The organism is Bacillus sp. P14.5, assembly GCF_003316765.1.
Taxonomy (GTDB): domain Bacteria; phylum Bacillota; class Bacilli; order Bacillales; family Bacillaceae_B; genus Rossellomorea.
This window is the reverse complement of the sequence record NZ_NIJF01000060.1, coordinates 244,614-257,614: the sequence shown is the minus strand read 5'-3', so window position 1 is coordinate 257,614 and position 13,001 is coordinate 244,614. Positions and strand designations below refer to the sequence as shown.

Annotated in this window: 12 protein-coding genes; 10 read left to right on the top strand and 2 right to left on the bottom strand. The window is 40.3% G+C overall.

Annotated features, from left to right (window positions below; translation table 11 throughout):
• Positions 1 to 157 precede the first annotated feature (157 nt).
• Positions 158 to 730 (bottom strand): recombinase family protein, encoded by a 573-nt coding sequence (locus tag B9Z54_RS08805; RefSeq protein WP_113928033.1) that lies wholly within the window; start codon positions 728 to 730, stop codon positions 158 to 160.
• A 187-nt stretch (positions 731 to 917) separates the two neighbouring features.
• On the opposite strand from B9Z54_RS08805, the gene ltaS reads away from it, so the two are divergent.
• The 7 genes from ltaS (at position 918) to B9Z54_RS08765 (ending at position 10,936) form a co-directional block, all read left to right on the top strand.
• Positions 918 to 2,801: a lipoteichoic acid synthase gene (gene ltaS, locus B9Z54_RS08800; RefSeq protein WP_113928137.1), complete on the top strand. Its 1,884-nt coding sequence runs from the start codon at positions 918 to 920 to the stop codon at positions 2,799 to 2,801.
• A gap of 976 nt (positions 2,802 to 3,777) precedes the next feature.
• Complete coding sequence (locus B9Z54_RS26665; RefSeq protein WP_113928032.1) at positions 3,778 to 3,909, top strand: M48 family metalloprotease; 132 nt, start codon at positions 3,778 to 3,780, stop codon at positions 3,907 to 3,909.
• A gap of 248 nt (positions 3,910 to 4,157) precedes the next feature.
• Positions 4,158 to 5,036, top strand: a complete 879-nt coding sequence (locus tag B9Z54_RS08790; protein WP_240189851.1) for an SDR family oxidoreductase — start codon at positions 4,158 to 4,160, stop codon at positions 5,034 to 5,036.
• 855 nt (positions 5,037 to 5,891) lie between these two features.
• Entirely contained in the window at positions 5,892 to 7,247 is a 1,356-nt protein-coding gene (locus B9Z54_RS08785; protein ID WP_113928031.1) for an FAD-binding oxidoreductase, read from the top strand.
• Between the two features lie 313 nt (positions 7,248 to 7,560).
• Positions 7,561 to 9,417, top strand: a complete 1,857-nt coding sequence (locus tag B9Z54_RS26145) for a collagen-like domain-containing protein (protein WP_275887797.1) — start codon at positions 7,561 to 7,563, stop codon at positions 9,415 to 9,417.
• A gap of 179 nt (positions 9,418 to 9,596) precedes the next feature.
• A complete protein-coding gene (locus B9Z54_RS08770) occupies positions 9,597 to 9,968 on the top strand; it encodes a VOC family protein (protein WP_113928030.1) in 372 nt (123 codons plus the stop codon).
• Positions 9,969 to 10,096: 128 nt separating this feature from the next.
• The gene (locus tag B9Z54_RS08765) at positions 10,097 to 10,936 is read left to right on the top strand and encodes a GNAT family N-acetyltransferase (RefSeq protein WP_113928134.1); all 840 of its coding nucleotides are present in this window, start codon (positions 10,097 to 10,099) and stop codon (positions 10,934 to 10,936) included.
• An 89-nt stretch (positions 10,937 to 11,025) separates the two neighbouring features.
• Here the strand turns inward: B9Z54_RS08765 and B9Z54_RS08760 are convergent, their stop codons facing one another.
• Positions 11,026 to 11,352 (bottom strand): hypothetical protein, encoded by a 327-nt coding sequence (locus tag B9Z54_RS08760; RefSeq protein ID WP_113928029.1) that lies wholly within the window; start codon positions 11,350 to 11,352, stop codon positions 11,026 to 11,028.
• A gap of 277 nt (positions 11,353 to 11,629) precedes the next feature.
• On the opposite strand from B9Z54_RS08760, the gene B9Z54_RS08755 reads away from it, so the two are divergent.
• The 3 genes from B9Z54_RS08755 to B9Z54_RS08745 are packed head-to-tail and all read left to right on the top strand — an operon-like array spanning position 11,630 to position 12,930.
• Positions 11,630 to 11,908, top strand: a complete 279-nt coding sequence (locus B9Z54_RS08755) for an ArsR/SmtB family transcription factor (RefSeq protein ID WP_113928028.1) — start codon at positions 11,630 to 11,632, stop codon at positions 11,906 to 11,908.
• Positions 11,909 to 11,949: 41 nt separating this feature from the next.
• On the top strand, positions 11,950 to 12,336 hold the full coding sequence (locus B9Z54_RS08750; protein WP_113928027.1) for a VOC family protein: 387 nt from the start codon (positions 11,950 to 11,952) through the stop codon (positions 12,334 to 12,336).
• A 48-nt stretch (positions 12,337 to 12,384) separates the two neighbouring features.
• Entirely contained in the window at positions 12,385 to 12,930 is a 546-nt protein-coding gene (locus B9Z54_RS08745; protein WP_113928026.1) for a hypothetical protein, read from the top strand.
• Positions 12,931 to 13,001 lie beyond the last annotated feature (71 nt).

Sequence of the window (13,001 nt, the reverse complement as noted above, 5' to 3'; positions counted from 1 at the left end):
TGGTTATTGACAGGGGCAGGTCTGTTGCACCAGGTAGAAGGAGACCGCTTTTTTGTGGGTTAATTCGAGCTAACCACAAATCAAGACTTAAAAATAATATATATAGGGATGGGGAATCACCGGCCCATTTTAGATGGAAAAAGAGTTACTGTTTTAGTTAATTTTTACTTCCGAAAGAATTCGTTTTTTCAATTTCAAGGTAACGGTATAGAGTAGACTTGCTAATTCCTGTCTTGTTTTTTATTTCAGACAGTGTATACTCTCTTGACTGATACATGGTTATTGCCAGTTTTATATTTTCATCGGGTATCTTTGGTCTGCCAGCTGAAATTCCTCTTAGTTTTGCTTCTTTTAGTCCCTCCCTGGTTTTTGAGCTGATGGTATCACGATTGAATTTTAGAATGTGTATTAAATGGTTCTTGAAAGAAGAATGGTTGTCTTTCTCTGTATCGATTTCTTCTTGTATTGCTACCAAAAAAGCGCCTTTTTCCTCAAAGACATTTAAAAGTTCAAGGAGATGCGGAAGAGAGTCTGCTAAATTCGAAAGATTTGCAACCACGAGCTTGTCATTTGGTTTAAGGTCACTCAGCAGTTGTTCCAGTGCATGTCTATTTTTTGAGGAAGAGTGAGATTCCTCTATCATTTTGCCGCAGTTCATTTTATATAGAAGCGTATGCTGCTGTTCGCAGTTTGGATCGATAGTGGAGGGTCTTGAATACCCAATTTGCATTATGAACACTCCTTATTTGATTTTCATATAAGTATAATACCATTATGGTTCCTTTTTGGGACGTAATATGTTAAGATTTTGTTAAACAATTACGAGAAGTATTTATTGGAGAGGGAGTGGAGTCGTGAAAATTCCAATAAATAACAAGCATTCGACTATCTTTGCAAACGAATTTACAATCTTCTTCATGATAGCAGTTGTATTACTCTGGTTAAAAACTTACATTGTCCAATTAACTCAATTTAATTTAGGAATCGAAAGTTTCATCCAACACATATTACTATTGGTGAATCCATTAGGTTCGTCGTTATTGTTTCTAGGTTTGGCCTTGTTTTTTAAGGGCAGAAAGAAATTTATCATCCTCATGGTGATTTATTTTATAATGTCCATACTATTATTTGCAAATGCCTTGTACTATCGATTTTTCAATGATTTCATAACGATTCCAACTTTAATGCAGACCCAGAACTTTGGGAATGTCAGCAGCAGTGCAGGAAGTCTTCTGCAGCCTGTCGACCTGTTGTTTTTTGCTGATATGATTTTTCTTATTGGTTACCTTGTATTGAAGTTTAATAGATTAGATATCAATACAGTGGCAGGTATAAAGGTAAAAAGAATGTTAGTAATCGCTTTAGTGATATCTGGGGTAAACCTGGCAATTTCGGAAATAGACCGTCCCCAATTATTGAAAAGAGGCTTTGACCGGAATTACATTGTTAAGTATTTGGGAGTATATAATTATACGATTTATGACGCTTATCAAAGTACAAAAGCCAGTGCGCAGCGGACCTTTGCAAGCAGTGATGATGCGACTGAAATATTAAACTATACAAGGTCCAACCATGCGGACCCTAATCCAGACTATTTTGGAAAAGGGGAAGGGATGAATGTGATCTATGTTCACATGGAATCTATTCAAAATTTCCTTATTGACTATGAACTGCATGGTGAAGAAGTTACTCCGTTCTTGAATTCTTTGACTAATGAAGAAAGCACCTTCTACTTTGATAATTTCTTTCATCAGACAGCTCAAGGCAAAACGGCTGATGCAGAGTATATGGTAGCCAACTCGCTGTATGGGCTGCCTCAAGGTTCAGCTTTTACAACAAAAGGGCTGAACACCTACCATTCTGCTCCTGCCATTTTAGAACAGCAGCAAGACTACACCTCTGCTGTATTCCATGGCAATACTGGGAGCTTCTGGAACAGGGATGAGGTTTATAAATCCTTTGGCTATGATTATTTCTACGACGATCAGTATTTTGATATCCAACAGGAGGATCTAGCTGATTACGGGTTAATGGATAAGCCTTTCTTCGAGCAGTCTATTCCTTATTTAGAGTCGCTTCCTGAACCGTTCTACGCGAACTTCATTAGTGTTACCCATCATTTTCCTTTCGCTATGGATCAAGACGAAGCAACAATCGGGAAGCATACAACGGGTGATAAGACGGTAGACAATTATTTTCAGACTGCCCGATATGCCGATGAAGCTTTGGAGGAATTCTTCCATTACCTGAAGGAGTCGGGTTTATACGATGAATCTATCATCGTGATGTATGGAGATCATTACGGTATATCTAATAATCACAATGCTGCAATGAAGGAGGTTATCGGAAAAGAAGTTACACCATATGAAAGTGCCGGCCTGCAGCGGACACCGCTTTTCATCAGGGTCCCTGGCATGGAAGGGGAAGTAAATCACGAATTTGCTGGACAAATTGATCTGCTGCCCACTCTCCTCCATTTGCTCGGAATCGAGTCTGATGAGTATCTGCACTTTGGAACTGACATCTTTTCTGCTGAACATGATGATATCATCCCATTCAGAAATGGTGATTTTGTGAGTAGAGATATCACCGCAGCTGAAGGAAAATTCTACGATACTTCTACGGGAGAGTTGCTGCCAAGTGACCAAAAAGAAAAAGCCATAGAAATGCAAAAAATAGCGGAACAAAAGTTACATCTTTCAGATAAAGTTGTCAATGGCGATTTATTACGATTCTATACACCAAGAGGCTTTACAGAAGTAGATCGTAATCAATATGATTATGATGAGGCTTTAGAGTAATGCACATCCGAAGAATTTAAGAACATTTATTCGCTGACTCCCTGCTTATTCAGAGAGTCAGTTTTTTTCTGAGACAATAAATGGACAAAGGCTGTCACATTAAAGTTTCGGTAGTTATTGGTATATTGGAAAGTGAATTTATCACTAAAACAGCCTCTAACATCGTTCAACTTTGTCGTTGATTATCCGCAAAGACAAGTCATGTACCGAAGAGTGAAAGGCTATGGCCATTGGCACCTTTAGTGAAGTAGAGTCTTCTAATATGGTTGATTGTGTGGAAAAATGAAATTTAATAAAGATATAAAGAAACTTACTGGGAAAGAAGCTGGTAGAAATGGCAGGAGAGATAATATTTGTGTATAACGCCAAAAGCAGCATTTGGAATGGACTTCTTGATAGCCTGCATAAAGTTTCATCACCAGAAACCTATTCATGTGAGCTGTGTCAGCTAACTTATGGGCTGACTTACATGAATCGGAAGTGGAAAGCCTTTCTTTAGACTCTTCCTTATAAAATTACATTTCTCCATATGGATGAGCTATGGAGTGACCTTCCGAAAGCTGAATTCCCTGTTGCATTTTTTAAGGGAACAGAAGGATACGACATCCTCATTAGTAAAGAGGAAATGAGAAGCTGTAAAGAAATTCAAGATCTAATAGTACTTATGAAACATAAATTAGATGAGTCGTAAAATTTTTAATTAAAAGAGAGATATAATATTCTGCCCTATTTAAAGGGTAATTGCCTTTATGGTAACGGCTGTTAAGCAATCCTTGTCGCAAAAGCTCTAATTTATCTCTTCATTTCCTGAGTGTTCTGGAACGAAGTACTTTTCTTCCCAGTAATAGTATAGAGAAGGATATTTCCTTACATCAACATCCCTTTAAAACAAAACCTCTTTCCAAGAGTATTAAAGACAGAGTAAAACCATGAGGAATCTGTGAAGCAAAGAGGAAGGTAACCTTGAAAGCTTGCTATGGTTCCCCGGGAAGTAATCGATTATGCTGCCGTTCAAGAAATATGCCACATGCCCCCTCTCATTTATGACCGGTCCTTCTGGCGTCTAGTAGGAAAGATGGTCCAGGATTATAAAAAGAAAACTGGCTGACTTCAGCAAGTTATTAGATGACAGAGTGGTGAAACTGAATACAAAATATTAGCCCAGCTTGGTACTAAGAAGAGAGCAGCAAATTTTCACTCCCATCAATTAATAACTTTTTTTGTTCTCTAAGTCACCCGAGACCTCCTCGAAAATCTTTCAGCTGCCATTCAATCCTAAAAAAAGGTTTAACCAATAGACAAAGAAGGAATGGAAAGTATAGTAATATAATAAAGAATTTTTCAGGAGGGTTATAAGTGAGTGAATTAGATAAACAGACATTGCTGGAAGATGGGCTTACTCCTCAGACACAAGCTAAGCAGCCAGGAGTGGAGACGGAAATGAATCCTGTTCCGGTATATGAATTAGAGAGCCATGTTGGTTCCGGTAAATTGAAAGGAAAAGTGGCGTTGATAACAGGTGGTGACAGTGGAATCGGAAAAGCTGTTGCGATTGGTTATGCCAAAGAAGGCGCGGATATTGCCATTGCCTATTTGGATGAACATGAAGACGCTGAAAATACGAAAAAACGCATCGAGCAGGAAGGTGTCAAATGTACTCTGCATGCAGGGGATATCGCTGATGAAGAATTTTGCTTTAAGTTGGTAGAGGAAGTCATCTCACACCACAGCAAACTGAACATCCTTGTCAATAATGCGGCGCGCCAGGAAGTTAAAGAAAGTGTGCTGGACATCAGCGCAGAACAGTTGAAGCGTACTTTCGATGTGAACTTCTTCTCGATGGTGCACTTGACGAAAGCCGCGATCCCTCATCTTTCAGAGGGCGACAGCTTGATCTATTCTGCATCCATCAATGCCTATGTCGGTAATAAAGCCCTGATTGACTATACTTCTACAAAAGGAGCGATTGTCTCGTTCACTCGTTCAATCGCACAGGAGCTGGCCCCTAAAGCGATCCGGGTAAATGGCGTAGCGCCAGGTCCAATCTGGACACCGCTGATTCCGGCAACTATGCCTAAAGACATGCAGGAATCGTTCGGAGTTTCTACACCTCTTGGCCGTCCAGGCCAGCCTGCGGATTTGGTGGAACCTTATATCCTGCTGGCATCTGAGGGATCCGCTTATATGACCGGGCAGTTTCTCCATGTAAATGGCGGCGGGTTTATGTCTACTTAAATTTAATTATCGTGATTAGAGAGCTGGATAGGCATATGCGCTTATCCAGTTTTTTTCTGTTGTGCTCTTTTCGTGAATTTTGTTGCTATTAGCTATAAATTCCGAAAAAAACCATTATACACCGGAATAATCTATAGATAATGAAAAGAAAAAAGAGCTGCTATCCCCGATTCGAGAAAATCCTCAATATACGGGGAAAAATCCGGCTCTTGGTATTTTTCCGAAAGCACCAATATATGCGTAAACAGCCTTCTGTTAAAAGGTAATCATGTCCATGTATGATAAACCGCAGTACCCATTTTGCAGAGGCTGCTCAGCCCGTTAGGATATTGCCATCATACATAGTAGATTAAACACTTTAGCAATCTATGCAACTCCTCAATACTACTTTGCCTATCATACTGCTTCTCTGTTCTTCATCGTATATGAACGAATATACTAATCCGCAAAGCCTCTGCAGAAAACCATCTTATTTAAATGAATTTCTGCTTTCTTCGCAAATAGGATTTCAATTTAGGTTGTTAGAAATAATTTCTTTCTCCGGCAGAGGCAAAGCAAAGATGCCATTCTTTCCATGGAACGGACTTAATACAAGCACTTTACCTGGAGACTTTTCGTCAGTCCACAGAGTTCGGGGGATACCTGCGGTGAGCAGTTACTAACAGTCTAAACTGATTGTTTTTCCTAACCAAACTATTAAATTTTCTACTGTAATGCCCCTCTGATCTTCATAATCCGAAAACTGGTTTCTTAAAAAAATTCCAGCATAGGATACATGATTCAAACCCACACTTTTTTCTTAAAAAAACATAGTCTATAGGAAACTAGTAAGTAGAATTTATTGAGGTGATAGAAATGGAATGGGATTCTTTGTTTTTAAAAGGGCTTACCGGTGAAGTGGTGACTATGAAGGACCCGGATTATGATGAAGCCCGACAGGAGTGGAATCGAGCGATAGATAAATTTCCGCTGGTGATTGTGTACTGCGAAAATAAACAGGATGTGGTGAATGGCATCCTATGGGCAAGGAAGCGTCGTGTAGGGATTCGGATCAGGTCGGGTGGCCATCATTATGAAGGATATTCAATCGGGCACCTCATCCTGGTTATAGATATCAGCCGGTTGAATACTTTGAAATTGGACAAGGACCGAGATGTCCTGCATATGGAAGCAGGCGCTAAAAATACAGAAGTTTATGATTTGATTGGGTCAAATGGATATGTTTTTCCTGGAGGAACCTGCCCGACTGTCGGCGTAACAGGCTTTACACTCGGTGGAGGCTGGGGCTTTTCCAGCAGGCTACTAGGGTTGGGATGTGACAGCTTGCTGGAGGTGGAACTTGTAAACTTTCAGGGCAGGCTCATTAAGGCGAACCGCAGTGTAAACTCTGATCTCTTTTGGGCTTGCCAGGGTGCAGGCGGCGGAAACTTTGGTGTCGTTGTCAGTTTGACTTTCCAGCTTCCAAAGCCAACTAACAGCTGTGTTACGCTTGTCAGGTTCTTTTATGTCGGTACAACCAAAGCGAAGCAGGCACAAGTGATGGATATTTGGCAAAAATGGCTGCCTGATTTGGATAAGCGGATGACACTGGTTTCGAGCTTTTACAACGCCGAAGGAGAAGGGCTGGGGATCTTCGCGACTGGATTTTTCTACGGCTCACCAGAAGCTGCGCGCGAAATCTTGCAGCCTTTTGCCGAAGTAGAGGGGTTCCGGGCAGAGTTGGAGGAATCATCATTCTTTGAAGCTGTGAAAAAAGTGGAAGCCACATATCCTCCTTTTGAAAAATTCAAATCTACCGGACGATTTGTACAACGAAGCTATTCAGCAGAAGAACTTGAGAAAGTCGCGGAGCTTGTGCAAAACCCTCCAGAAGGGTCACAATATGCTGCAGTATCCTTTTATGCATTAGGAGGGGAGATTGGCCGAGTCGGGAAAAAAGAAACGGCTTTTTTCTATAGAAATGCCAGATATATCATGGGTATTCAGTCGGTTTGGTCTGAAGATGAATTTGCTGAAAAAAACCGTGAGTGGGTTCGGGAGAGGTTCCACTACATTAAAAGCATCACAGAGGGTTCGTTCGTAAACTTTCCGATCAGCAAGCTGAAGAATTATGAACGCGAGTATTTTGGCGGCAATGCAGATAGGTTGGTAAAGGTGAACAGAAAATATGATCCTTTCAATGTGTTTAGCTTTCCGCAAGGATTGACCTAGAAGGCAATCATCGCTTGTATAGCTGCGAATCAAAACCAAAAAGATCGCTGAATGATTCTTCACAGGCAATAGATTCTCTGAGTTTAAGCAGTGTTTACTGACGTTCGTCTGGGAGAAGGCACCTGTTGATTTTTCCTATATTCCCTTCAATACAAATGATATATATATTAATCTCTATTCTGTCGTTGTTTAAACCCAATCATTATCTAAATGACTTGAATAGTATATTAACAACTATTAATATGGAGGAACCATTTCATACTTTCAAATTCCATATTAATAGGATTCTATATTAAAGGGAGGTAAGAAGTCTGTGTCCATACTATCAACAGGACCTATAGCGAACACACCTGCCAGCGGAGGAAGGCTTACACGACAAGTAACAGTGAAGATTGACAATAAAAGTTCCAGCAGTTCCGCTACTGTTCTTATACAAGGCTATTATCTTAATGGTTCTAGAAATTTGTATGTTCTTGAAACGCTGAGTGTTTTGCCAAATGCAGTATTTACTAGAAATTATTATGCGAACTTTGATGGACTTGAGTACGTTTTTACTATCGAAGGAGAGGCTGAGGAAGAAATACAAGTTTCGGTGTGGGGCAAAGGTGCTAATGGCCAAATAGTTGCCGCGCATCGTCTGGTGTCGGACGAGCTGCTTGGTGCAGATGTTGGCCCGCCTGGACCACAAGGGGCAACAGGACCTCAAGGAGCGACCGGACCTCAGGGAGCCACGGGTCTTCAAGGGGCGACGGGGCCACAAGGAGCCACCGGACCTCAAGGTGCAACAGGACCTCAAGGAGCGACCGGACCACAAGGAGCGACAGGACCACAAGGAGTGACAGGACCACAAGGAGTGACGGGACCTCAAGGAGTGACGGGACCTCAAGGAGCCACGGGATTACAAGGGGCGACGGGCCCACAAGGAGTGACGGGACCTCAAGGAGTGACGGGACCTCAAGGAGCCACGGGATTACAAGGGGCGACGGGCCCACAAGGAGCAACCGGGCCATCGGGTACACCCGTACTAACAGGAGTGGGATCACCTACATGTGATATCGGTGAGGAAGGAGATCTTTATATAGATATCTCCACAGGGGATACTTTTTATAAAGAACAACAACCAGTTCCTCCTCCAGCAAGAACGGTACCTGCTCCAACAGGTAATACCCTGCTTGTCGGACCAGCTCAACCATTTACAACGATTGCTGCTGCTTTAACTGCCGCAGTAAACGGTGATCGAATATTACTTGACCCTGGAACTTTTACGATTACTGCCAACTTGGATGTTAACAAATCAGTTACGATAGAAGGGCAAGGAAAAGGAGTAACAACAGTATTTACCTTAACTCCTGATGCAGTGACAATGTTTAACGTGACTGTTTCGAATGTGGTTATCAAAAACATGTCAATCATTCAAGCAATTCCAGGAGCAAGTTCTATTGCTAGTGCAATAGGAGTAAGTAATTTTGCCACCGGAATATATGTCGATAATTGTGAGATTTCCGTTTCTGAGTTCGGTATATCTCTGATTGCAACAGAATTTCAAATCACAAACTGCGACTTTACCTATGCGCTTCCAGTTTTGGATACCAACAGGTATAGATATATCAGTATTGCTTCTACTTCAGGTCAAAGTATCATTGAATCTAATACTTTTGTTTCTGATGAAGGTCCTACAAGAAACAGCTTCATTATTATCACAAATATAGCTTCTAGTCCTGGAAGAACCCTAAGGGGAGATCTGGTCATCAGAAATAATACTCAGTTGACCTCGCCATTTACTTTGCGGCATCTTCTACTCATGGAGGAGTTTATTGGTGAGAATTTTGGTTTATATATTATCGACAATACCACCATTCTTGAAGGAAATGTCCCTGTCCTATTGAACAACGCCAACCTCAACATCTTCAAATTCATCGCTTTCTATGGAAATACCGTACAGAATACTGCCGGAAAGGGACTTGCCGGTATCGATGCTTCGTACTTGGGCAGCACAGATATTTTCGATGTTGATAATACAATTGTAAATGAATCCTTCACTGATGGATGGGCTTCTGCAACAGAGCCGGAGAGTTTTATCGTCGGTTATCACTCAGCCATTATTCCTGTAGACCCTAATTTACCGTTAAATAATCCTTGTTATTGGTTATTGTTGAGTGAATTTATCTAAGGGTTTCTTAGCACATAAAAGGGACTGCTTTGGGTCCCTTTTTTACATAATCTTTTTTATTCAATAATTATGAAACAGAATCTCCAGAAAACGGTTTGAGTCATTTTAAGGGACTTCAGCAGGTATCTGATAAAATTAATAGAAGATATAGTGTAACGAGATTATGAGGAGGAGATAGTATGAAGTTGGGAGCATTCTCTGTCAGTTTAAATGTAAAAGACATCCATCTATCAAAAGCATTCTATGAAAAACTGGGATTTGAAACCTTAGGAGGGGACATAGAGAGTAAGTGGCTGATCATGAAAAATGAAGGAACTGTGATCGGACTGTTTCAAGGAATGTTTGAAAAAAACATGCTGACCTTTAATCCTGGATGGAATAGCAATGCTGAAAATATTGACGGCTTTACAGACGTCCGGGAATTGCAAAAGAAGTTAAAGGAAAATGGAGTGGATCTCATTAAAGAGGCTGATGATACAAAAGAAGGGCCAGCCTTTATTACATTGGAGGACCCAGATGGAAACCCGATCTTAATTGATCAGCATCGATAATGGTAATTCAGAATGTGCAGGCACGGTCTGATGATTTCATCAGGGCTGCTGCCTGTTTTGCTTTGAGGAGAGCTTGTTTGGAACAGAACAAACACAAAGGACCTAGTTTTGGAGAAAGGAAGATAGAGATGATCACAGAACTGAAGGAGTCTGAATTTCACAGGTGTAAGAAATTATTAAATCCAGAAGGGCACTTGGAAGTAAAGGCTGTATTTGAAGAGAACCATTCCGATCGTATTTTTGTTGACGATCGACTTTCTCCTGCATCAGGTTTCATCTGGCTTGGCAGCAATAACGGCATTATTTTTATTGGAGACGCGGAAAATGAGCCATTTAACAATGAATTAAAGAATTTTTTCACTTCAGCCATCAAGCCGGAAGCCCATAAGGCTGGATTAACAGGTTTTGAAGCGATAGGAAACCATGCTGCTTGGGACACTACGATAAAAAAAGTATTCGGTGAAAATATAACCGGTTACAAGCAAAGGGTTTATGAATTACACAAAGATGATTACATAGAAGACAAGGAACCAGTCATTGAGCAAGGGTATGAAGTAAAGAAGATCACAAAAGATATCTTGGGAAATAGGGACGATACTACATATAAGAATATAGGTTTCCTGCAGACGAAAATCCTGGAATTCTGGACGACATATGAGAAATTTTTAACGGAGGGAATTGGATATGCTGTTGTTAATAAAAATGAAATAGCGAGCATATGTTTTTCAGGCGTGGCAGCAGGAAACATTCACGGAGTAGATATTGAGACGGTTGAATTTTATCAAGGAAAAAAACTTGCACAAAAAGCGGCTCATTTCTTTGTAAGAGACTGTCTGGAAAATAATATTATTCCGTACTGGGATTGCATGGAGATCAATACACCTTCCGTTACTGTAGCAGAGAGCCTTGGTTTTAGAATAAAATTTACTTATTTTTGGTATAGAGTTTCTTTTGAAGACATCCAGTAATGAAGAGTCCTTTATCTATGGGCAGCTGGGGGAGCGCTGGGTGCCTTTTTTATGCAGATTCCGCTGAAAAGAGGCAGCCATGCCGTGCTCTATTTGCTATCTTCTGTTATCTCCCTATCCCTGTTAAATTCAAGCATGGCTTTTTTTAAATCATTATCCTGATAATAAGTATTCCGCATTCCTGCATCGAAAAGCATAATCCATTTATCCATCGACTCGTCATAATTTGTATGGAAGCTTTCCTCTCTATGGATAACTTGAATTAGAGAACTTTTCCTTTTATCACTCAAATTATTCCAATGCTTTACAAGCAGCTCTTCATCTGGTAAATCTTTAATTGTTTCTTCATTTGAAATGGAGCAGCCCAAAATGATGGATAGTAAAAGCAGGAATAAGAGTGTAATTACTTTCTTCATTTTTCCCTCCTGGATATAAGTATTTCTTCACATGATCTTTGTTAAAAAAAGATACCTCATTGATTCTTAATAACGCACTGTTCAGATAACCACTCAATAGTTAGACGAAGCTATAACAAAATTGTTTCGCATTATTGCATTAAATTCTGGTTAATTGAATCGTGGCATATATCTCTTTGTAAAGTCCATGGAAATATTTATTACTCGCTTGTTTGATATGCAACCTTCTAGTTGCTTATGGTTGAAATGCAACCTGGAAGTTGCATATAATCGACCTATGAAATGGGATAAAGACGCTATATTCAAAGCACTTAGTGATTCGACTCGTAGGATTATTTTGGACGAGCTATCTGAACGAAACGAGCTGACTTTGTATGAACTTACGACAAAGCTCGTTATGAAACACAACCTGGCTATTTCAAGACAAGCGATAGCGAAACATCTTTCTGCTCTGGAGGCAGCAGGGCTTGTCAATTCAAAACGAAAAGGAAAATTTCGAGTGCTGCATTTTAACAAGGAGCCGCTTCTAAATCTGCTGAAAGGATGGATAGATTAAGGATTTCAGTGAAAATTACCATTATCCAAGGAGGTCAATGAATGTTAAATATCATTGTTACTAGTATATTTGTAGAAGACCAGGACAAGGCATTAAAATTTTATTCCGATACGCTGGGTTTTGTTAAAAAGCATGACGTTCCTACAGGGGAACATCGATGGATAACGCTTGTTTCTCCAGATAAACAAGATGGAACCGAGCTTCTGCTGGAACCGAATGAGCACCCAGCCGCTAAAGAGTACCAACAGAAGTTATTTGCTGATAGGATACCTGTTACCATGTTTGGGGTTGCTGATATCCAAATGGAGTATGAGCGATTAGTGGAAAAAGGGGTCCAGTTTACTATGGAGCCAACGGAAATGGGCGGAATCACTATAGCTGTCTTCGATGATACGTGCGGAAATCTTATTCAGTTAATACAGCAGTAAAGCTAAAGAAGCAGCTGAGTGGCCCTGACGTCCCTAGGAGGTGTAGTAGTGGATAGTGAAATAAAATTAGAATTTGAAAAATCTAAATCAGGCGATAAAGAGGAGCGTTACGAAGCTTTTCACAAAATCTTAAATATAACTGACCAAAAAGTTGATTGGGCGTATGAAGTGTGGAATCAATTATTAGAGGACTTAACTCATAAAGATAACCATCAACGATCACGGGCGGCCCAATATTTAGCGAATCAGGCTATAAGCGATCCAGAGTTGAGAATCATGAAAGACTTTCCTAGATTGTGGGAGGTAACCAATGATGAAAAGTTTGTAACAGCCAGACACAGCCTCCAGTCCATCTGGAAGGTTGGAATTGCTGGTACGCCTCAAAAAGAAATGGTCATGGAGTATATGACAGAACGTTTTAAAAATGGAAAAGATGAAAAAAATTTCACCTTAATTCGGAATGATATACAGCAAAATATGAGGAATTTATATGATCATTATAATGACGGTACTATTAAACGAGCAGCGTTAGACTTGATAGATACGGTGGACGACCCAAAGTACAAAAAGAAGTATATGGCTATATGGAAGTAGTTCCAGAATGTCCAGGTTAAAGGAAAATAGAAGCAGGAAGTCAGTATTAGGCTCATAGCCCGAACACTGTT